22 protein-coding genes are annotated in these 19,470 nt (G+C 59.0%); 10 read left to right on the forward strand and 12 right to left on the reverse strand.

Features of this window, described 5'->3' with window-relative positions; all coding sequences use genetic code 11:
• Position 1: 1 nt before the first annotated feature.
• From rapZ to PspS49_RS04660, 9 genes are all read right to left on the reverse strand, one after another.
• A complete protein-coding gene (gene rapZ / locus PspS49_RS04620) occupies positions 2-859 on the reverse strand; it encodes an RNase adapter RapZ (RefSeq protein ID WP_038357533.1) in 858 nt (285 codons plus the stop codon).
• Positions 860-861: 2 nt separating this feature from the next.
• Positions 862-1,326 carry a PTS IIA-like nitrogen regulatory protein PtsN gene (ptsN, locus tag PspS49_RS04625; protein WP_077571129.1) on the reverse strand — a complete coding sequence of 155 codons (465 nt, stop codon included), beginning with the start codon at positions 1,324-1,326 and terminating at the stop codon, positions 862-864.
• An 11-nt stretch (positions 1,327-1,337) separates the two neighbouring features.
• Positions 1,338-1,646: a ribosome-associated translation inhibitor RaiA gene (gene raiA, locus PspS49_RS04630; protein WP_047299778.1), complete on the reverse strand. Its 309-nt coding sequence runs from the start codon at positions 1,644-1,646 to the stop codon at positions 1,338-1,340.
• Between the two features lie 73 nt (positions 1,647-1,719).
• Entirely contained in the window at positions 1,720-3,213 is a 1,494-nt protein-coding gene (locus PspS49_RS04635) for an RNA polymerase factor sigma-54 (protein ID WP_160038307.1), read from the reverse strand.
• A 187-nt stretch (positions 3,214-3,400) separates the two neighbouring features.
• Complete coding sequence (gene lptB / locus PspS49_RS04640; RefSeq protein ID WP_008085069.1) at positions 3,401-4,126, reverse strand: LPS export ABC transporter ATP-binding protein; 726 nt, start codon at positions 4,124-4,126, stop codon at positions 3,401-3,403.
• Entirely contained in the window at positions 4,126-4,671 is a 546-nt protein-coding gene (gene lptA / locus PspS49_RS04645) for a lipopolysaccharide transport periplasmic protein LptA (protein WP_038357536.1), read from the reverse strand. Before lptA ends, lptB begins: the two co-directional genes overlap by 1 nt.
• Positions 4,658-5,230: an LPS export ABC transporter periplasmic protein LptC gene (gene lptC / locus PspS49_RS04650; RefSeq protein WP_127925838.1), complete on the reverse strand. Its 573-nt coding sequence runs from the start codon at positions 5,228-5,230 to the stop codon at positions 4,658-4,660. The genes lptA and lptC overlap by 14 nt, the downstream gene beginning before the upstream one ends.
• Positions 5,231-5,238: 8 nt before the next feature.
• Positions 5,239-5,763, reverse strand: coding sequence for an HAD family hydrolase (locus tag PspS49_RS04655; RefSeq protein ID WP_007912407.1), 525 nt, complete (start codon positions 5,761-5,763; stop codon positions 5,239-5,241).
• A complete protein-coding gene (locus PspS49_RS04660; protein WP_127925839.1) occupies positions 5,763-6,737 on the reverse strand; it encodes a KpsF/GutQ family sugar-phosphate isomerase in 975 nt (324 codons plus the stop codon). The genes PspS49_RS04655 and PspS49_RS04660 overlap by 1 nt, the downstream gene beginning before the upstream one ends.
• A 275-nt stretch (positions 6,738-7,012) precedes the next feature.
• Here PspS49_RS04660 and PspS49_RS04665 point away from each other — a divergent pair, with 275 nt between their 5' ends.
• The 10 genes from PspS49_RS04665 (at position 7,013) to hisC (ending at position 14,956) form a co-directional block, all read left to right on the forward strand.
• Positions 7,013-7,822 carry an ATP-binding cassette domain-containing protein gene (locus PspS49_RS04665; RefSeq protein ID WP_160038309.1) on the forward strand — a complete coding sequence of 270 codons (810 nt, stop codon included), beginning with the start codon at positions 7,013-7,015 and terminating at the stop codon, positions 7,820-7,822.
• The gene (gene mlaE, locus PspS49_RS04670) at positions 7,822-8,619 is read left to right on the forward strand and encodes a lipid asymmetry maintenance ABC transporter permease subunit MlaE (RefSeq protein ID WP_007912402.1); all 798 of its coding nucleotides are present in this window, start codon (positions 7,822-7,824) and stop codon (positions 8,617-8,619) included. The genes PspS49_RS04665 and mlaE overlap by 1 nt, the downstream gene beginning before the upstream one ends.
• Entirely contained in the window at positions 8,619-9,086 is a 468-nt protein-coding gene (gene mlaD, locus PspS49_RS04675) for an outer membrane lipid asymmetry maintenance protein MlaD (RefSeq protein WP_007912400.1), read from the forward strand. The genes mlaE and mlaD overlap by 1 nt, the downstream gene beginning before the upstream one ends.
• A gap of 11 nt (positions 9,087-9,097) precedes the next feature.
• Positions 9,098-9,745 (forward strand): ABC transporter substrate-binding protein, encoded by a 648-nt coding sequence (locus PspS49_RS04680; RefSeq protein ID WP_038357539.1) that lies wholly within the window; start codon positions 9,098-9,100, stop codon positions 9,743-9,745.
• Complete coding sequence (locus PspS49_RS04685) at positions 9,742-10,047, forward strand: STAS domain-containing protein (RefSeq protein ID WP_127925840.1); 306 nt, start codon at positions 9,742-9,744, stop codon at positions 10,045-10,047. Before PspS49_RS04680 ends, PspS49_RS04685 begins: the two co-directional genes overlap by 4 nt.
• A gap of 115 nt (positions 10,048-10,162) precedes the next feature.
• The gene (locus PspS49_RS04690; RefSeq protein WP_008085051.1) at positions 10,163-10,402 is read left to right on the forward strand and encodes a BolA family protein; all 240 of its coding nucleotides are present in this window, start codon (positions 10,163-10,165) and stop codon (positions 10,400-10,402) included.
• A gap of 22 nt (positions 10,403-10,424) precedes the next feature.
• Positions 10,425-11,690, forward strand: coding sequence for a UDP-N-acetylglucosamine 1-carboxyvinyltransferase (gene murA, locus PspS49_RS04695; protein ID WP_007912385.1), 1,266 nt, complete (start codon positions 10,425-10,427; stop codon positions 11,688-11,690).
• Positions 11,691-11,814: 124 nt separating this feature from the next.
• Positions 11,815-12,450, forward strand: a complete 636-nt coding sequence (gene hisG / locus PspS49_RS04700) for an ATP phosphoribosyltransferase (protein ID WP_007912384.1) — start codon at positions 11,815-11,817, stop codon at positions 12,448-12,450.
• Between the two features lie 125 nt (positions 12,451-12,575).
• Complete coding sequence (gene hisD / locus PspS49_RS04705) at positions 12,576-13,901, forward strand: histidinol dehydrogenase (protein ID WP_127925842.1); 1,326 nt, start codon at positions 12,576-12,578, stop codon at positions 13,899-13,901.
• Between the two features lie 2 nt (positions 13,902-13,903).
• Positions 13,904-14,956 carry a histidinol-phosphate transaminase gene (gene hisC, locus PspS49_RS04710; protein WP_160038311.1) on the forward strand — a complete coding sequence of 351 codons (1,053 nt, stop codon included), beginning with the start codon at positions 13,904-13,906 and terminating at the stop codon, positions 14,954-14,956.
• A 337-nt stretch (positions 14,957-15,293) separates the two neighbouring features.
• On the opposite strand, the gene PspS49_RS04715 is transcribed toward hisC, so the two are convergent.
• The 3 genes from PspS49_RS04715 to algW all read right to left on the reverse strand — a co-directional run bounded on the left by PspS49_RS04715 (position 15,294) and on the right by algW (position 19,377).
• Positions 15,294-16,013 (reverse strand): DUF4198 domain-containing protein, encoded by a 720-nt coding sequence (locus PspS49_RS04715; RefSeq protein ID WP_160038313.1) that lies wholly within the window; start codon positions 16,011-16,013, stop codon positions 15,294-15,296.
• A gap of 12 nt (positions 16,014-16,025) precedes the next feature.
• A complete protein-coding gene (locus tag PspS49_RS04720) occupies positions 16,026-18,131 on the reverse strand; it encodes a TonB-dependent siderophore receptor (protein WP_160038315.1) in 2,106 nt (701 codons plus the stop codon).
• 88 nt (positions 18,132-18,219) lie between these two features.
• Complete coding sequence (algW, locus tag PspS49_RS04725; RefSeq protein ID WP_016987037.1) at positions 18,220-19,377, reverse strand: Do family serine endopeptidase AlgW; 1,158 nt, start codon at positions 19,375-19,377, stop codon at positions 18,220-18,222.
• Positions 19,378-19,470: the final 93 nt, after the last annotated feature.

A 19,470-nucleotide genomic window follows, 5' to 3' on the forward strand; every position in this document is an offset into this window, starting at 1 on the left:
TTTAAGTGAGGTCGCGGTGGCGAACCTGGACGTTCTTCAGGGTTTTCTGCAGGGCCTGACCCAGACGTTCGGTCAGGTAGACGGAGCGGTGATGCCCGCCGGTGCAGCCAATGGCAATGGTGACGTAGGCGCGGTTGCTCGCAGCGAAGCGCGGCAGCCACTTGTGCAGGTAGGTGAAAATGTCCTGAAACATTTCTTCGACCTCCGGCTGCGCCGCCAGGTACTCGGCCACTGGTGCATCAAGACCCGATTGCGCGCGCAGTTCCGGTTTCCAGTACGGATTGGGCAGGCAGCGCACATCGAACACCAGATCCGCATCCACCGGCATACCGCGCTTGAAGCCAAATGATTCGACCAGAAACGCCGTGCCTGGCTCCGGCTGATTCAGCAGGCGCAGCTTGATGCTGTCGCGCAACTGGTACAGGTTGAGGTTGGTGGTGTTGATTTTCAGGTCGGCGAGGTCGGCGATCGGGCCGAGCAGGGCGGTTTCATCCTGAATCGCCTCGGCCAGCGAGCGGTTGGCGTTGCTCAGCGGATGGCGACGGCGAGTCTCGGAAAAACGCTTGAGCAGGGTTTCTTCGTCGGCGTCCAGATACAGGACATCGCACTGGATGTGTTTGGCCCGGACATCTTCAAGCAGCTCGGGAAAACGGGTCAGATGACTCGGCAGGTTGCGCGCATCGATCGATACGGCCACCAGCGGTTGCGCCAGTTCAGTGTGAATCAGCGCGCGTTCGGCCAGTTCCGGCAGCAAGCCTGCGGGCAGGTTGTCGATGCAGTAATAGCCGTTGTCCTCAAGGACATCCAGAGCCGTACTTTTACCCGAGCCGGAACGGCCGCTGACGATGATCAAACGCATGATTAATGCCCGTTCTGCTCGCTCAGGACGACCTGATACAAGGCTTCGCTACTCGGTGCGCTACGCAGCTTTTCGCGCACTTCCTTACGATCCAGCATGCTGGCGATCTGACGTAGCAACTCCAGATGCGCATCGGTGGCGGCTTCCGGGACCAGCAAAACAAACAGCAGGTCAACCGGAGCGCCGTCAATGGCGTCGAAATCGATCGGAGCGTCAAGGTGCATCAGCGCGCTGATCGGCGCTTGGCAACCCTTGAGGCGGCAATGGGGGATGGCGATGCCGTTACCAAAACCGGTGGAACCGAGTTTTTCACGGGCAATCAACGCCTCGAAGACATCCTGCATGGCCAGATCCGGCACTTCGCGGGCGATCAGGTTGGCAATTTGTTCGAGGGCTTTCTTTTTACTGCCACCCGGCACGTTCACGAGGGAACGGCCGGGGGTCAGGATACTTTCAAGTCGGATCATGGAATGGGGGGTTATCGACCGGTCGCGCCCTGGAGCAGGCTCTGGGTCTTTTCCTTATGCTTTTTGAGTTGTTTATCCAGCTTGTCGGTCAAGGCGTCGATCGCGGCATACATATCGGTATGTTCTGCGTTGGCGACCACTTCACTGCCGGGGATATGCAAGGTGGCTTCGATTTTCTGCTTAAGCTTTTCGACGCACATCGTGACTTGCACGTTGGTGATCTTGTCGAAATGGCGCTCTAATCGTTGAAGTTTCTCATTGATGTAGTCGCGCAGAGGTTCGGTCACTTCCAGTTGGTGTCCACTGATGTTGACTTGCATACAGCTTCTCCTTCGTTGCCAGTGCATAAAGCGGCAGGCTGGATAGCCTGCCACTGGAACGCTGTAACGTGGCTTACATCAACCGCTTGCGTTCGCTCGAAGGCGCGATCCCTAAGGATTCGCGGTACTTGGCGACGGTGCGGCGAGCCACCTGAATGCCTTGTGCCTCCAGTAAACCAGCGATCTTGCTGTCACTCAACGGCTTTTTCTGATTTTCCGCGGCAACCAGTTTTTTGATGATCGCGCGGATCGCCGTGGACGAGCATTCGCCGCCTTCGGAAGTGCTGACGTGGCTTGAGAAAAAGTATTTCAGCTCATAAATACCGCGCGGGGTATGCATGAATTTCTGGGTGGTCACCCGCGAAATCGTCGATTCGTGCATGCCGACCGCTTCGGCGATGTCATGCAGGACCAACGGCTTCATGGCTTCGTCGCCGTACTCCAGAAAACCGCGCTGATGCTCGACGATCTGGGTGGCAACTTTCATCAGGGTTTCGTTGCGGCTCTGCAGGCTCTTGATGAACCAGCGGGCTTCCTGCAACTGGTTGCGCATGAAGGTGTTGTCGGCGCTGGTGTCGGCTCGACGGACGAAACCGGCGTACTGGGCATTGACGCGCAGGCGCGGCACCGATTCCTGGTTCAACTCGACCAGCCAGCGCTCATTGTCCTTGCGCACAATGACGTCAGGCACAACGTATTCGGCTTCGGTGGATTCGATCTGCGAACCTGGGCGCGGATTAAGGCTCTGCACCAGTTCGATGACCTGACGCAGTTCGTCTTCCTTGAGCTTCATGCGGCGCATCAACTGGCTGTAGTCGCGGCTGCCCAGCAGGTCGATGTAATCGCTGACCAAGCGTTTCGCTTCAGCCAGCCAAGGTGTCTTGGCCGACAACTGGCGCAATTGCAGCAGCAGGCATTCGCCGAGGTTGCGCGCGCCGATGCCGGCCGGCTCGAACTGTTGAATGCGGTGCAGGACGGCTTCGATTTCGTCCAGTTCGATGTCCAGCTCCGGGTCGAACGCCTCAAGAATTTCTTCGAGGGTTTCGTCCAGGTAGCCCTGATTGTTGATGCAATCGATCAGGGTCACGGCGATCAGGCGATCGGTATCGGACATAGGTGCGAGATTCAGTTGCCACAGCATATGGCTTTGCAGGCTCTCGCCGGCAGAGGTGCGGGTGGTGAAGTCCCACTCGTCATCATCGTTGCTGGGCAGGCTGCTGGCGCTGGTCTGGTAGACGTCTTCCCAGGCGGTATCGACCGGAAGCTCGTTGGGGATGCGCTCGTTCCATTCGCCGTCCTCGAGGTTGTCGACCGTCGGGGCGGTTTCCTGATAGGACGGTTCCTGGATCTCGGTGTTGGGCTTCTGTTCGGCGTTGTCAGCCATGGGGTCGGAATTATCGAAGTCTTCGCCTTCTTCCTGGCGTTCGAGCATCGGATTGGATTCCAGCGCCTCCTGGATTTCCTGTTGCAGATCCAGGGTCGACAATTGGAGCAGGCGGATGGCCTGTTGCAGCTGCGGTGTCATCGTCAGCTGCTGGCCCATTCTCAAGACTAGCGATGGTTTCATGGCAGGGGCTTAACACCTTATTCGCCGGCGCTATGCGCCATCCACTACAGGGCGCCGAGGCGCCAAACTTAAGCAAATTATATGCCTGAAACTGAAGTGTTTGCCTAGAGCGCTGTAACAATTAAAGCGGATTAAATCCTGCTTGAATCGATACAGCGCCCCGGCGGCGCACCGGGCACTGTTGCGCTTACAGGCGGAACTCGTGGCCCAGATACACTTCCTTGACCAGATCGTTGGCCAGGATGGTTTCTGCATCGCCTTCAGCGATCAGTTGACCATCGTTGACGATGTAAGCGGTTTCGCAGATGTCCAGCGTTTCACGGACGTTGTGGTCGGTGATCAGCACACCGATACCCTTGGCCTTGAGGTGGTGGATGATCTGCTTGATGTCGCCGACCGAAATCGGGTCGACACCGGCGAACGGTTCGTCGAGCAGGATGAATTTCGGTGCAGTCGCCAGTGCGCGAGCAATTTCCACCCGGCGGCGTTCACCACCGGAAAGGCTCATGCCGAGGTTGTCGCGGATGTGGCTGATGTGGAATTCCTGCAGCAGGCTTTCCAGCTCCTTGCGACGGCCGGCCTTGTCGAGTTCCTGGCGGGTCTCGAGGATGGCCATGATGTTATCGGCCACCGACAGTTTGCGGAAGATCGACGCTTCTTGCGGCAGATAGCCGATACCGGCCTTGGCGCGACCGTGCATTGGCTGATGGCTGACGTCCAGATCGTCGATCAGTACGCGGCCCTGATCGGCCTGTACCAGGCCGACGATCATGTAGAAGCACGTGGTCTTGCCGGCACCGTTCGGGCCGAGCAGGCCGACGATCTGGCCGCTGTCGATCGACAGGCTGACGTCACGCACGACCTGGCGGCTTTTATAGGCCTTGGCCAGGTGCTGAGCTTTCAGAGTTGCCATTACTGGGTTTTCTCGTCGGTTTTCTTCTTCGGCTGGATCACCATGTCGATGCGCGGACGCGCCTCGGTGACCTTGCTGCCGGTAGCGCGACCGGCGCTGGCCAGTTTCTTCACGGTGTCATAGACGATTTTCTCGCCCTGAGTGACGTTGCCGTCTTTGTCGACGACCTTGGCCTTGTCGATCAGCACGACGCGGTTTTGCTGGGCGTGGTATTGAATCGTCACGCCGTAGCCTTGAACCGGTTTGGTGTCGCCCTGGGTTTGCAGCTGCTCGAAGTAAGCCAGGTTGCCCACGGAGGTCACTACGTCGATATCGCCATTCGGCGCGCGAGTCATGGTGACCGTGTTGCCTTTAACGATCATCGAGCCCTGGGTGATGATCACATCACCTTTATAGGTAGCGATGCCGTTCTTGTCATCCAGTTGGGCGTCGTCGGCCTGAATGCGGATAGGTTGCTGCTGATCGTTCGGCAGAGCCCAGGCGCTCACGCTTCCCAGTGCTGCGCCCAGACTGAGCAAAATAGGGAGGGTTTTAACGAGCCTCATACTGTCCTCTTACGTTCGATAGCAGGTGTATCCTGCTTTCCTTCAGGTACGCTTTCATTCCAACGCCAGTCGATACACCGCCAGCGCCGTCGATTCTAACGGGTTGCTCGGTCTGCGCATATTCCTGCTGCGGGAACACGGTCATGCGCGTGGAAGTGATCAGGATGTCACGCTTCTTTTCGTCGGTGCGCGCAACGCGTACCGAATCGATCAGCTCGACTTCGGTGCCGCCTGAGTTCACTTCACCGCGCTCACTGGTCACGTGCCACGGGAAGTCCGTTCCGCGGTACATGTTCAGATCGGGTTTGGTCACCAGCGTGACGTCGGTTGCCTTTACGTGCTCGGCCTTTTCCGACGTCATTTCATACTGCACCTTGCCATCCGGCAGATATTGCAGGGTGTGCGTGTTGGTCGCATACCAGTCGATAGGCGTTTCCACCGAGGTGACCGGTGGTTTGTCGAGAAAGCGTTCCGGGCTGATATTCCAATAGCCGACCGCGGCGAAAATCGCAGCGATGCAGCCGAACAGCAGGAAGTTACGAAATTTTTTGCTGAACATGGTTTGGCTCACAGGTACGCGGCGTTGGCCGCATCGAGGCGGCCCTGGGCGCGCAGGATCAATTCGCAGAATTCGCGGGCGGCGCCTTCACCACCGCGAGCGCGGGTCACGCCATGGGCGTGTTCGCGGACGAAGTCGGCGGCGTTGGCCACGGCCATGCCTAAACCTACGCGACGAATCACCGGCAGATCGGGCAGGTCGTCACCGAGATAGGCAACCTCTTCATAGCTTAGGCCCAGTTGCTCGAGAAGACCGTCGAGAACGACCAATTTGTCTTCGCGCCCCTGAAACAGGTGGGGGATGCCGAGGTTTTTCGCGCGACGCTCGACCACCGGGGTCTTGCGACCGCTGATGATAGCGGTCTGCACGCCGGCGTTCATCAGCATCTTGATGCCCTGGCCATCGAGGGTATTGAAGGTCTTGAACTCACTGCCGTCTTCGAGGAAGTACAGGCGCCCGTCGGTGAGAACGCCGTCGACGTCGAAAACCGCCAGTTTGATCGCTTTGCCGCGTTGCAGCAGATCGTTACTCATTACATGACTCCTGCGCGCAGCAGATCGGAGAGGTTGAAGGCGCCGACCGGGCGATCTTCCTCGTCTACGACTACCAATGCGTTGATTCGGTGGTCTTCCATGATTTTCAGGGCCTCGGCGGCCAGCATTTCCGGCCGGGCAGTCTTGCCGTGAGCGGTCATTACCTGATCGATGGTGGCGCTGCGAATGTCGATGCTGCGATCCAGCGTGCGGCGCAGATCGCCGTCCGTGAAGATCCCGGCGAGTTTGCCGTCAGTTTCAAGAATGACGGTCATGCCCAGACCTTTACGGGTCATTTCCATCAGTGCGTCCTTGAGCAGCGTGCCGCGCTGTACTTGCGGCAACTCCTGACCGGCATGCATGACGTTTTCCACTTTCAGCAACAGGCGACGGCCAAGGGCGCCACCCGGATGAGAAAAGGCGAAGTCTTCGGCAGTGAAACCGCGCGCCTCCAGCAACGCTACGGCCAGCGCATCACCCATGACCAGCGCTGCGGTGGTCGAGGAGGTCGGCGCCAGATTCAGCGGGCAGGCCTCATGTTCGACGTGAACGTTGAGATTGACCTCGGCCGCCTTGGCCAGCGGCGATAGCGGGTTGCCGGTGACGCTGATCAGCTGGATACCCAGACGTTTGATCAGCGGCAGCAGGGTGACGATTTCGTTGGTCGAGCCGGAGTTCGACAGGGCCAGAATCACGTCATCACGAGTGATCATGCCCATGTCGCCATGGCTGGCCTCGGCCGGGTGCACGAAAAAAGCCGGGGTGCCGGTGCTGGCCAGGGTCGCGGCAATCTTGTTGCCGATGTGCCCGGATTTGCCCATGCCGACCACAACTACACGGCCCTTGCTGGCCAGAATCATCTCGCAAGCGCGTACGAAATCGGCGTCGATATGGGGCAACAAGCCTTGTACGGCTTCCACTTCGAGTTGGATGGTGCGTTGTGCCGATTGAATCAGGTCGCTGGATTGGCTCATGTCAGAAATCGTATAGCCCGATGAAAAGGCGGCGATTATAGCGGTTATGTGGCAAAGCCTCACGCAAGTTCGTCGCGCTTTGTCATTACTCGTTACCAAAACCCGGTAAAAGAGCCTGCGGACCTGTCATATCGCCGAACTCAGGCTGGTACAAGCCTTGGGCGCGTAGCCTTTGCAGTGATATAGTTCGCCGCCAGTTCGGCCTGCCCGGGATGTACGTACTTTTTAAGTAAAGACAGGCGTCCGAGTGAGAGGCTGCATCGCAAGGAGTTTAGATGAGTGCCGATAACGCCTACGCGGTCGAGCTGAAGGGAGTCTCCTTCAAGCGCGGTGCGCGCAGCATTTTCAATAACGTCGATATTCGCATACCGCGCGGCAAGGTCACCGGCATCATGGGGCCTTCCGGGTGTGGCAAGACCACGCTGCTGCGATTGATGGGCGCACAATTGCGTCCTGCCAGCGGCGAAGTCTGGGTCAACGGCCAGAATCTGCCTGCGCTTTCGCGCAGCGATCTGTTCGATGCGCGAAAGCACATGGGTGTGCTGTTTCAAAGCGGCGCGCTGTTCACCGATCTCGATGTGTTCGAGAACGTGGCTTTCCCCCTGCGTGTTCATACCGATTTGCCGGAAGAAATGATCCGCGACATCGTCCTGCTCAAGTTGCAGGCGGTCGGTCTGCGCGGAGCCATCGAGTTGATGCCGGATGAGCTGTCCGGTGGCATGAAGCGCCGCGTCGCACTGGCGCGGGCGATTGCGCTCGATCCGCAGATCCTCATGTACGACGAACCGTTCGTCGGGCAGGACCCGATCGCCATGGGCGTGCTGGTCCGTCTGATTCGCCTGCTCAACGACGCGCTGGGGATCACCAGTATCGTGGTGTCCCACGATCTGGCGGAAACCGCGAGCATCGCCGATTACATCTATGTTGTCGGTGATGGTCAGGTACTGGGGCAGGGTACGCCGGACGAGTTGATGAGCTCGGACGAGCCGCGTATCCGTCAGTTCATGACCGGCGATCCCGATGGCCCGGTGCCGTACCATTTTCCAGCGACGGATTACCGCGCAGATCTTCTGGGGAAGCGCTGATGCGCAGAATTTCATTAATAGAACGCGTGCGCCGGTTCGGCGAGGCGGCGATCGACGCCGTCGCGGTGTTCGGTCGTGCGACGCTGTTCCTGTTTCATGCTCTGCTGGGGCGCGGCGGGATCAGCGGTGGCTTCAGCCTGCTGGTCAAGCAACTGCATTCAGTCGGCGTGATGTCGCTGGTGATCATCGTCGTTTCGGGGATTTTCATCGGCATGGTGCTGGCGCTGCAGGGCTTCAGCATTCTGTCGAGCTACGGTTCGGAGCAGGCGGTGGGGCAGATGGTTGCGCTGACCTTGCTGCGTGAACTGGGTCCGGTGGTGACTGCGCTGTTGTTCGCCGGTCGTGCCGGTTCGGCACTGACTGCCGAGATCGGCAACATGAAATCCACCGAACAGCTTTCCAGTCTGGAAATGATCGGCGTCGATCCGCTCAAGTACATCATTGCCCCGCGCCTGTGGGCCGGTTTCATTTCCCTGCCGGTGCTGGCAATGATTTTCAGCGTGGTCGGGATTTGGGGCGGTTCGTGGGTGGCCGTCGACTGGCTGGGCGTGTATGAGGGCTCTTATTGGGCGAACATGCAGAACAGCGTGAATTTCACCAGTGACGTGCTCAATGGCGTCATCAAAAGTATCGTTTTCGCCTTTGTCGTGACCTGGATCGCCGTATTCCAAGGCTATGACTGTGAGCCCACTTCCGAGGGCATCAGTCGCGCCACCACCAAGACTGTAGTGTTTGCCTCGCTGGCAGTGCTCGGCCTGGACTTTATTCTGACTGCTTTGATGTTTGGAGATTTCTGATGCAAAACCGCACCCTGGAAATCGGTGTCGGCCTGTTCCTGCTGGCAGGGATCCTGGCTTTGTTGCTGCTTGCTTTGCGGGTCAGTGGTCTGTCTCCGACGTCGACCACCGACACCTATAAACTTTATGCGTATTTCGACAATATCGCCGGTTTGACGGTCAGAGCCAAAGTGACCATGGCCGGTGTGACCATCGGCAAGGTCACGGCAATCGATCTGGATCGCGACAGCTTCACCGGTCGGGTAACCCTGCAAGTGGATAAAAAGGTCGACAACCTGCCGACCGACTCCACAGCGTCTATCCTGACCGCTGGTCTGCTGGGCGAGAAGTACATCGGTATCAGCGTCGGCGGGGAAGACAAACCGCTGAAGGATGGCGGAACCATCCACGACACCCAGTCGTCACTGGTACTGGAAGACCTTATCGGTAAATTCCTGCTCAATACCGTTAGCAAAGACGCCAAATGAGGAGCTTTTGAATGATCTCTATCTTGCGACGCAGCTTGTTGGTGCTGTTGGCGGCCTTGCCGTTGATGGGTAACGCCGTGGCTGCTGCGACTTCGGCACATGATCTGGTTCAGGACACAACCACCCGGTTGCTGGCCGACCTGGCTGCCAACAAAGAGAAATACAAGCAGGATCCGACTGATTTCTACGCGGCGCTCAACACCATCGTCGGGCCAGTAGTGGACGCCGAGGGCATCTCCAAGAGCATCATGACGGTCAAGTATTCGCGCAAGGCCACGCCAGCGCAAATGCAGACCTTCCAGGAAAACTTCAAGAAAGGCCTGTTCCAGTTCTACGGCAACGCCTTGCTCGAGTACAACAATCAGGGCATCACCGTTGACCCTGCCAAGGACGAATCGGGCGATCGCACCAGCGTCAACATGACCGTCAAGGGCAGCAGCGGCGCAATCTATCCTGTGCAGTACACGCTGGAGAAGATCAACGGCGAGTGGAAACTGCGTAACGTGATCATCAACGGCATCAACATCGGCAAACTGTTCCGTGATCAGTTCGCCGACGCGATGCAGCGCAATGGCAACGATCTGGACAAGACCATCAATGGTTGGGCCGGGGAAGTGGCCAAGGCCAAAGAAGCCACCGAAAAGAACCCCGCGCAATGAATGAGGCCGCAGTTCGTATGAGTGATGTCGACGAGCTTCTGCTCAGCGGAGTGCTGGACTATCGCACCGGTGCCGACCTGCGCAAGCAAGGCCAGACGCTGATCAAGTCCAGCAAGGCTGCTTCGCTGGTGATCGATTGCTCGGCGGTGAAGAAGTCCAGCAGCGTCGGTTTGTCGTTGCTGCTGTGCTTCATGCGCGATGCGAATGCGGCCGGAAAGGCTGTCAGCATCCGCGCGATGCCCGAAGACATGCGCGAAATCGCTCAGGTCAGTGAACTGACCGAACTGTTGGCGCACCCCTGAAACAGCATCTATAAAGAAGCCCCCCGTCAGAGTCCTGCCATGCGGGGTTCGCAGGCGCGGGGCTTTTTTGTATGATGTCCGACCCGTGCGCACAGGGCGCCGATTGAGGTTGAGCATGCAGGCCGTAGAAGTGAAGAGCTTCCTTGAAGGAAAGCTGCCCGGAACGTTGGTAGAAGTTGAGGGCGAAGGCTGCAATTTCCAGCTGAACGTGATTAGCGATGAACTGGCGGCGTTGAGCCCGGTGAAGCGTCAGCAGCAGGTCTATGCCCATTTGAACCCATGGATCACCGATGGCAGCATCCATGCGGTCACTATGAAATTTTTCAGCAGCGCGGCCTGGGCCGAGCGCACCTGAGCCTTAGGGCGTCGAGATTCTTATGGATAAATTGATTATTACCGGTGGCGCTCGTCTTGATGGCGAGATCCGCATTTCCGGCGCAAAAAACTCCGCCCTGCCGATCCTGGCCGCCACCCTGCTGTGCGATGGCCCGGTGACCGTTGGCAACCTGCCGCACCTGCACGACATCACCACCATGATCGAGCTGTTCGGTCGCATGGGCATTGAGCCGGTGATCGACGAGAAACTCAGCGTCGAAATCGACCCGCGCACCATCAAGACCCTGATCGCCCCGTACGAACTGGTGAAAACCATGCGTGCGTCGATCCTGGTACTGGGCCCGATGGTTGCCCGTTTCGGTGAAGCCGAAGTCGCACTGCCTGGCGGTTGCGCCATCGGTTCGCGTCCGGTCGACCTGCACATCCGTGGCCTCGAAGCCATGGGCGCGGTCATCGACGTCGAAGGCGGCTACATCAAGGCCAAGGCGCCTGAAGGCGGCCTGCGCGGTGCGCACTTCTTCTTCGATACCGTCAGTGTGACCGGTACCGAGAACATCATGATGGCCGCGGCTCTGGCCAAGGGCCGCAGCGTGTTGCAGAACGCTGCTCGCGAGCCTGAAGTGGTCGACCTGGCGAACTTCCTCAACGCCATGGGCGCCAAGGTTTCCGGTGCTGGCACCGACACCATCACCATCGATGGCGTCGAGCGTCTGGGTTCGGCTTTCTATAAGGTCATGCCTGACCGTATCGAAACCGGCACCTACCTGGTTGCCGCTGCCGTGACCGGTGGTCGCGTCAAGGTCAAGGACACTGATCCGACCATCCTCGAAGCCGTTCTGGAAAAACTCCGTGAAGCCGGTGCAGAAATCACCTGCGGTGAAGACTGGATCGAGCTGAACATGCACGGCAAGCGTCCGAAAGCAGTCAACGTGCGCACTGCGCCGTACCCTGCATTCCCGACCGACATGCAAGCGCAGTTCATCTCGCTCAACGCCATTGCCGAAGGCACCGGTGCGGTGATCGAGACGATCTTCGAAAACCGTTTCATGCACGTGTACGAACTGCACCGCATGGGCGCCAAGATCCAGGTCGAAGGCAACACTGCCATCGTCACCGGTACCGAAGTCCTCAAAGGCGCGCCAGTCATGGCCACCGACCTGCGGGCTTCGGCCAGCCTGGTGATCTCGGCACTGGTTGCCGAGGGCGATACGCTGATCGACCGCATCTACCACATCGACCGTGGTTATGAGTGCATCGAAGAAAAACTGCAGATGCTGGGCGCCAAGATCCGTCGCGTTCCGGGCTGATTGCTGCATTGGGACACAGGGACGTGTCCACTGATTTTAAGAGTCGAGCCGGTTTCCGGCTCGATGTGTGTCCGGCGCCGATTGCGACCGGACATGAGTACCTTGATAAGGACTGACGTTTCCCATGTTGACCATCGCACTGTCCAAGGGCCGCATCCTTGACGACACCCTGCCGCTTCTCGCCGAAGCGGGCATCGTGCCGACCGAGAATCCGGACAAGAGCCGCAAGCTGATCATCCCCACGACGCAGGACGACGTTCGTCTGCTGATCGTGCGAGCCACCGATGTGCCGACCTATGTCGAGCATGGCGCGGCCGACCTTGGCGTTGCCGGTAAAGACGTGTTGATGGAATACACCGGCCAGGGTCTTTACGAACCACTGGATCTGCAGATTGCTCAGTGCAAGCTGATGACCGCCGGCAAGATCGGCGCGCCGGAGCCCAAGGGCCGTCTGCGCGTAGCGACCAAGTTCGTCAACGTTGCCAAGCGTTACTACGCCGAGCAAGGCCGTCAGGTCGACATCATCAAGCTGTATGGCTCGATGGAGCTGGCGCCACTGATCGGTCTGGCCGACAAGATCATCGACGTGGTCGACACCGGTAACACCCTGCGCGCCAATGGCCTGGAACCTCAGGAACTGATCGCCACGATCAGCTCGCGCCTGGTGGTCAACAAGGCTTCGATGAAAATGCAACACGCCCGAATCCAGGCGTTGATCGATACCCTGCGCAACGCAGTGGAATCGCGACACCGCGGCTGATTTACCTGCGCGGCCCCAGGTCGCGCCGTCTATCCGCCTCATAGCCAGAATTCTCAGGTGCCTAAGCGGATCGGATGATAGTTTCGGGCGCCTGAGTTTTTTGCCATTCCTATGAGGCTCTCGCTATGACCGCAACGACTGCAATTCGCCGACTCAACGCTGCTGACCCGGATTTCGCGCATCATCTGGATCATCTGCTGAGCTGGGAAAGTGTGTCTGACGACTCGGTCAATCAGCGCGTGCTGGACATCATCAAGGCTGTGCGCGAGCGCGGTGACGCGGCGCTGGTCGAGTTCACCCAGAAATTCGACGGCCTCGAAGTCGCTTCGATGGCCGACCTGATCCTGCCGCGCGAGCGTCTGGAACTGGCTCTGACCCGCATCACCGTGCCACAGCGCGAGGCATTGGAAACAGCCGCCGCCCGCGTGCGCAGCTACCACGAAAAACAGAAGCAGGATTCCTGGAGCTACACCGAAGCTGACGGCACGGTATTGGGCCAAAAGGTCACACCGCTGGATCGTGCCGGCCTGTACGTGCCGGGTGGCAAGGCGTCGTACCCGTCGTCGGTGTTGATGAACGCGATTCCGGCCAAGGTCGCCGGCGTGACCGAAGTGGTCATGGTCGTGCCAACGCCGCGCGGTGAGATCAACGAACTGGTGCTGGCGGCTGCGTGCATCGCCGGCGTCGACCGAGTGTTCACCATTGGTGGCGCGCAAGCTGTCGCTGCCTTGGCCTACGGTACCGAAAGTGTGCCGAAAGTCGATAAGGTGGTTGGCCCGGGCAACATCTATGTCGCCACGGCCAAGCGTCACGTGTTCGGTCAGGTCGGCATCGACATGATCGCCGGTCCTTCGGAAATCCTCGTGGTCTGCGACGGCCAGACCGATCCGGACTGGATCGCCATGGACCTGTTCTCGCAAGCCGAGCACGACGAAGACGCGCAGGCGATTCTGGTCAGCCCGGACGCCGAGTTCCTCGACAAGGTTGCGGCGAGCATCGACAAACTGCTGCCGACCATGGACCGCGCGACGATCATCGAAACCTCGATCAATGGCCGTGGTGCGCTGATTCACGTGAAGGACATGGCGCAAGCCATCGAAGTCGCCAACCGCATCGCCCCGGAACACCTGGAGCTGTCGGTCGCTGATCCACAGGCCTGGCTGCCGCAGATCCGCCACGCCGGCGCGATCTTCATGGGCCGTCATACTTCCGAAGCGCTGGGCGATTACTGCGCAGGTCCGAACCACGTATTGCCAACTTCGGGCACCGCGCGCTTCTCTTCGCCGCTGGGCGTGTATGACTTCCAGAAGCGCTCGTCGATCATCTTCTGCTCCGAGGCCGGTGCTTCGGAACTGGGCAAGACTGCATCGGTACTGGCCCGTGGCGAATCCCTGAGCGCGCACGCGCGCAGCGCCGAATACCGCATCAAAGACGAATCGAAGGGGAACTGAACATGAGTAAATTCTGGAGCCCGTTCGTTAAAGATCTGGTGCCGTACGTGCCGGGCGAACAGCCGAAGCTGACCAAACTGGTCAAGCTCAACACCAACGAAAACCCGTACGGCCCATCGCCAAAAGCCTTGGCCGCGATGCAGATCGAACTGAATGACAACCTGCGTCTGTACCCGGACCCGAACAGTGATCTGCTGAAAACTGCGGTCGCCAAATACTACGGCGTGCAGAGCAATCAGGTGTTCCTCGGCAACGGCTCGGACGAAGTGCTCGCGCACATTTTCCACGGCTTGCTGCAACACGATCAGCCGCTGCTGTTTCCGGACATCAGCTACAGCTTCTATCCGGTTTACTGCGGGTTGTACGGCATCCAGTTCGATGCGGTGCCGCTGGATACGCAGTTTCAGATCGATCCAGCCGACTACGCCAAGCCGAACGGCGGGATCATTTTCCCGAATCCGAACGCGCCAACCGGTTGCCTGCTGGCGCTGGAAGCGGTCGAGCAGATCCTCAAGGCCAGCCCGGATTCGGTGGTGGTCGTAGACGAGGCGTACATCGACTTCGGCGGCGAGACGGCAATCAGTCTGGTGGATCGTTATCCCAACCTGTTGGTGACGCAAACCCTGTCCAAGTCGCGTTCGCTGGCTGGTTTGCGCGTTGGTCTGGCGGTTGGGCATCCGGACCTGATCGAGGCGCTGGAGCGGATCAAGAACAGCTTCAACTCCTATCCGCTGGATCGTCTGGCGATTGTCGGTGCGGCGGCGGCGTTCGAGGATCGCGAGTATTTCGACAAGACCTGCCGTCTGGTGATCGAGAGCCGTGAGTGGGTGATTGCGCAATTGCAGGCCAAGGGGTTTGAAGTGTTGCCGTCGGCGGCGAACTTCATTTTCACTCGCCACCCGCAGCATGATGCGGCGGGACTGGCGGCCAAGCTGAGGGAGCAGGGCGTGATCGTGCGGCACTTCAAGCAGGAGCGGATTGCGCAGTTTTTGCGGATTTCGATTGGCACGCCGGAGCAGAATCAGGCGTTGATCGATGGGCTTGGCGACCTCTAAAAGCAAAGCCCTCACCCTAACCCTCTCCCAGAGGGAGAGGGGACTGATTGGGGGATATTGCAGAGCTTCGTCGACGTGAAAGTGCTGTACCGAATCCATAATCGACTCGGTCTTTCAGGTCGATGTACCTCACAAGACAACTCGGTCGGCCCCCTCTCCCAGAGGGAGAGGGGGCTGATTGGGGGATATTGCAGAGCTTCGTCGACGTGAAAGTGCTGTACCGAATCCATAATCGACTCGGTCTTTCAGGTCGACGTACTTCGCAAGACAACTCGGTCGGCCCCCTCTCCCTCCGGGAGAGGGCTGGGCGGGCGGCGTTTCCGATGAGGGTCTGCTCTTATTCGTGATGCGGTTCGCCAAGGAAAGTCAGTGAGGTAAACAGCCCACGACTATCCACATCCGCGCTGCCCTTCACTGGCACCTCAACCTGCGCCGCAATCACATTCAACCCTTCATTCCGCACCAACACCTGCGCCCGACCATCCTTGTCAGTCTCGGTGCTCAACGTGTTCGGCGCGCTGCGATAGTCGCCAATCAACTTCACCCCGGCCGCCGGTTTGCCATCGAGCAATACCCGCACCGGCAATGACTTGCCCGGCCCAACCGTCAGCGGATCAACCTCCGGCAGAATCAGCAACTTGATCTGATCAAGCTTGGGCAACTTCGCCCCCGGCTGATAAATCGCCAGACTGTATTTAAACGTCTCGGTTGCCTCGACAGCGCCCGGCACTTTGCTGCGGCCTTCGTTGATCCACTTCTTGTCGGTGGTTTGCGACCACATGCCGTTATTCAATGCGACGGCCATGACCGCCGGCGACTTTAAGGGCTTCAGGCGTGCGTGATCCGCCAGACGCTCGACGCTGACCGGAATCATCTTGCCGCTCGCGTCATAAGCCCACGCGCCGCTGATTTTCTGTGCCTTGAACGCGTTGTCTTCAGCGCCATGGCCATAAACCACTTCGATATTGCCGCGCCGTTGTTCGGTCCACAGGCCATGAGCCGAGACTTCCCCTGCGAACAGCGCTGCGATGAGTACAAAGGTTTTGCCGTATTGCATGGTGACGTCCTTTTACAGGTTGAGAGTCAGGCTGACAGTGAAATTGCGCGGCTCGCCGGGATTGACCCAGTAGTTGCTGTAGGAGCGCTCGTAATACTTCTCGTCGAAGAGGTTGTTCAGGTTCAGGCCGACGGTGACGTTGTCGCTGGCCTTGTAATGCGCGAGCAGGTCGACGGTCTGGTAGGCCGGTAATTCGAAGTCGCTGCCGGATTCTCCGGAGCGGTCGCCGACATAAGTGAACGCTGCGCCGACGTCCGAGCCGCGCCAATGACCATCCTGAAACTCATAAACCCCGAGCAGGCTGCCGCTGCGTTTGGCCACGCCGAGGATGCGACTGCCGGTGGGAATGACTGCGTCGCCCTTGGTCACTTCTGCGTCAATGTAGGCAAAGGCACCAATGACTCGTACAGCGTCGGTGACCTGTCCGGTGACTTGCAGGTCGAAACCACGACTGCGCGCCTTGCCCATCGCGCGGCTGGTGTCGGTGGCCGGATCGAGGGCGAGGACGTTTTCCTTGTCGATGTGGAAGAAGGCGAGGGTGCTGCTCAGGCGTTCGTCGAACAACTCGTTCTTGATGCCGACTTCGTAACCGACGCTTTCTTCCGGGTCGAAGGATTTGCCGGAGGCGTCGAGGCCGTTATTCGGTTTGAACGAGGTTGACGCATTGGCGAACAAGCCGGTATCCGGTGTCAGTTGATAGAGCAGGCCGGCGCGTTGAGTCAGAGCGTCGTGGCGCTGCTGGCTTTTCGCATTACGGCTGTGGTCGTCGATGCGCTGGTCGAAATGCTCGAAGCGCGCGCCGATCATCCCGCGCAGTTTGTCGGTGAAGACGATTTGATCCTGCAGGTTCAGTGCATGACTTTCGACCTGTTCGAAGAAGTCAGTGCCCGAGCGTGCGCCGTTGGGTTTCGGCTGGCCGTAGATCGGCTTGTAGATGTCGATGGCGTAGGGGCCGCCGGCAATGTTGGTGACGCGCTCGTTCTTGCGGAAGTTTTCGTATTCGGTTCCGATCAGCAGTTCGTGCTGCCACGGGCCGAGGTCGAACAGGCCGCGCAGCTCAAGCTGGGTAATGCTGTCGTGCCAGGTTGTGTCGCGCTCGCGATAGCGGCGGTTGACGGTGTGGCCATCGGCGTTCAACGGGCGGGATTCGGAGGCGTCACCCCAGAGTTTGCCTTCCTTGTAGTGGCTGGCCAGACGCAGCTTCCAGTTATCGTTGAGGTGATGTTCGAGCGTCGCCTGAAGCAGATTGTTGTGGTTATCGATGTTGCCGTCGTTGGGTTCACCGAGAAACGTCGAGCGCGAAACGCCGCTCCACTTGTTGTTCGGCGCGACGATACCGCGATCAAACGTGGAGCTCTGACGGACGATCTCGCTTTCCACCAACAGCGACGTGTCCGGGTTCAATTGCCAACTGATCGACGGCGCGACGAACACACGCTTGCTGTCGACGTGATCGCGAAAACTGTTGTTGTCTTCGACTGCAAGGTTGATTCGCGAGAGCACATTGCCCTGATCATCCAGCGGTGTGTTGAGGTCCAGCGCGGTGCGATAACGGTCCCAACTGCCGGCGCTGGTTTGCAACGTCGTGAACGCTTCGGGCTGCGGTTTCTTGGTGACGATGTTTACCGTGCCGCCGGGATCGCCTCGGCCATACAGACTGGCGGCGGGGCCTTTGAGCACTTCGATGCGCTCGATATTGGCTGCATCCGGTGTGCTCGGATAACCACGATTGGCGCTAAAGCCGTCCTTGTAGAACTCCGATGTGGTGAAACCGCGCACGCTGTATTCGTACAGCGTCAGGCCGCCGAAGTTGTTTTGCTTGGATACGCCGCCGGCGAAATCCAGTGCGCGCTCGACGCTGGTGCTGCCCAGATCCTTGAGCACGCTGGCCGGTACGACGCTGATGGCTTGAGGAATATCGCGGATCGCGGTGTCGGTTTTTGTTGCGCTGGACGAGCGGGTGGCGCGATAGCCCTTGACCGGACCGGTCGGCGATTCGTAGTCGGAGATGACGCTGATGGCGTCGAGTTCAAGCGGCTTGGGCTCTTCGGCGAAGGCTGGATCGACCAGCAGACCAAGACTCAGGCCGAGCAGGGAGGCCTTTGTTCGAGACGACATGTTATGTTGTTCCAATTATTAGAATTGAAACAATATAACATGCCTGTTGAGAATGTCTTTTATTCGCGCGGCTGGCGCGAAAAAAGTTTTATTCTTCTTTTTCTTTCACCGGCGCCGGTGGTGGGCGCAGGCCGATTTCAGCGGTGAGCTTGATCTCTTTGCCGTTGCGCATCACCTGAATCGTCACCTTGTCCGTCGGTTTGATCCGTGCAACCTGGTTCATCGAACGACGGCCATCGCCCGCAGGCTCGCCATCGATGCTCAGAATCACGTCGCCCAATTGCAGGCCGGCCTTCTGCGCCGGGCCATCGCGGAAGATCCCCGCCACGACAATCCCCGGACGCCCGGACAGACCAAACGACTCAGCCAATTCCTGGGTCAGCGGTTGCACTTCAATGCCCAGCCAGCCACGAATCACCTGACCGTGTTCGATGATCGACTTCATCACTTCCATCGCCAGTTTCACCGGAATGGCAAAACCGATGCCCTGCGAGCCGCCGGACTTGGAGAAGATCGCCGTGTTGATGCCGGTGAGGTTGCCGTTGGCATCGACCAGCGCGCCGCCGGAGTTACCCGGGTTGATCGCCGCGTCGGTCTGGATGAAGTCTTCGTAGTTGTTCAGGCCCAACTGATTACGCCCGGTGGCGCTGATGATGCCCATGGTCACGGTCTGGCCGACGCCGAACGGGTTGCCGATGGCCAGTGCGACGTCGCCGATGCGGATATTGTCGGAGCGGCCGACGGTGATCGCCGGCAGGGTTTTCAGATCGATCTTCAACACCGCGAGGTCGGTTTCCGGGTCGCTGCCGATGACGCGGGCGAGGGTTTCGCGACCGTCCTTCAGGGCCACGACGATTTGGTCGGCGCCGCTGGTCACGTGGTTGTTGGTCAGGATGTAGCCTTCCGGGCTCATGATCACGCCGGAGCCGAGGCTCGACTCCATGCGTTTCTGCTTCGGCGAGTTATCACCAAAGAAGCGGCGGAACTGCGGATCTTCAAACAGCGGATGCGCGGGTTTGTTGATGACTTTGGTGGTGTACAGGTTGACCACCGAAGGTGCGGCGATGGTCACCGCATCGGCATAGGACACCGGCCCCTGCTGCACGCTGGTGGTTTGCGGGGCCTGTTGCAGGTTGACGTCGAGGCTCGGCAGCCCGACCCACTGCGGGTAACGCTGAATAATCAACAGAGCGATAAGCACGCCGGCCAACAACGGCCAGCCCATAAAACGCAGCGCCTTGAACATTAAGCACGTCCTGGAAGAGTTGCAGGCGGGGTCAGACCGCCCATAATGTCGCGCATTATACGAGGCCGCGCGAGCCTCTGAACGGGATATTTA

This window comes from Pseudomonas sp. S49 (assembly GCF_009866785.1).
GTDB lineage: Bacteria > Pseudomonadota > Gammaproteobacteria > Pseudomonadales > Pseudomonadaceae > Aquipseudomonas.

Bases quoted from the DNA above. Each gene is read 5' to 3' on its own strand.
- rapZ (WP_038357533.1), bottom strand. From the start codon at position 859: ATGCGTTTGATCATCGTCAGCGGCCGTTCCGGCTCGGGTAAAAGTACG.
- ptsN (WP_077571129.1), bottom strand. From the start codon at position 1,326: ATGATCCGACTTGAAAGTATCCTGACCCCCGGCCGTTCCCTCGTGAAC.
- raiA (WP_047299778.1), bottom strand. From the start codon at position 1,646: ATGCAAGTCAACATCAGTGGACACCAACTGGAAGTGACCGAACCTCTG.
- PspS49_RS04635 (WP_160038307.1), bottom strand. From the start codon at position 3,213: ATGAAACCATCGCTAGTCTTGAGAATGGGCCAGCAGCTGACGATGACA.
- lptB (WP_008085069.1), bottom strand. From the start codon at position 4,126: ATGGCAACTCTGAAAGCTCAGCACCTGGCCAAGGCCTATAAAAGCCGC.
- lptA (WP_038357536.1), bottom strand. From the start codon at position 4,671: ATGAGGCTCGTTAAAACCCTCCCTATTTTGCTCAGTCTGGGCGCAGCA.
- lptC (WP_127925838.1), bottom strand. From the start codon at position 5,230: ATGTTCAGCAAAAAATTTCGTAACTTCCTGCTGTTCGGCTGCATCGCT.
- PspS49_RS04655 (WP_007912407.1), bottom strand. From the start codon at position 5,763: ATGAGTAACGATCTGCTGCAACGCGGCAAAGCGATCAAACTGGCGGTT.
- PspS49_RS04660 (WP_127925839.1), bottom strand. From the start codon at position 6,737: ATGAGCCAATCCAGCGACCTGATTCAATCGGCACAACGCACCATCCAA.
- PspS49_RS04665 (WP_160038309.1), top strand. From the start codon at position 7,013: ATGAGTGCCGATAACGCCTACGCGGTCGAGCTGAAGGGAGTCTCCTTC.
- mlaE (WP_007912402.1), top strand. From the start codon at position 7,822: ATGCGCAGAATTTCATTAATAGAACGCGTGCGCCGGTTCGGCGAGGCG.
- mlaD (WP_007912400.1), top strand. From the start codon at position 8,619: ATGCAAAACCGCACCCTGGAAATCGGTGTCGGCCTGTTCCTGCTGGCA.
- PspS49_RS04680 (WP_038357539.1), top strand. From the start codon at position 9,098: ATGATCTCTATCTTGCGACGCAGCTTGTTGGTGCTGTTGGCGGCCTTG.
- PspS49_RS04685 (WP_127925840.1), top strand. From the start codon at position 9,742: ATGAATGAGGCCGCAGTTCGTATGAGTGATGTCGACGAGCTTCTGCTC.
- PspS49_RS04690 (WP_008085051.1), top strand. From the start codon at position 10,163: ATGCAGGCCGTAGAAGTGAAGAGCTTCCTTGAAGGAAAGCTGCCCGGA.
- murA (WP_007912385.1), top strand. From the start codon at position 10,425: ATGGATAAATTGATTATTACCGGTGGCGCTCGTCTTGATGGCGAGATC.
- hisG (WP_007912384.1), top strand. From the start codon at position 11,815: ATGTTGACCATCGCACTGTCCAAGGGCCGCATCCTTGACGACACCCTG.
- hisD (WP_127925842.1), top strand. From the start codon at position 12,576: ATGACCGCAACGACTGCAATTCGCCGACTCAACGCTGCTGACCCGGAT.
- hisC (WP_160038311.1), top strand. From the start codon at position 13,904: ATGAGTAAATTCTGGAGCCCGTTCGTTAAAGATCTGGTGCCGTACGTG.
- PspS49_RS04715 (WP_160038313.1), bottom strand. From the start codon at position 16,013: ATGCAATACGGCAAAACCTTTGTACTCATCGCAGCGCTGTTCGCAGGG.
- PspS49_RS04720 (WP_160038315.1), bottom strand. From the start codon at position 18,131: ATGTCGTCTCGAACAAAGGCCTCCCTGCTCGGCCTGAGTCTTGGTCTG.
- algW (WP_016987037.1), bottom strand. From the start codon at position 19,377: ATGTTCAAGGCGCTGCGTTTTATGGGCTGGCCGTTGTTGGCCGGCGTG.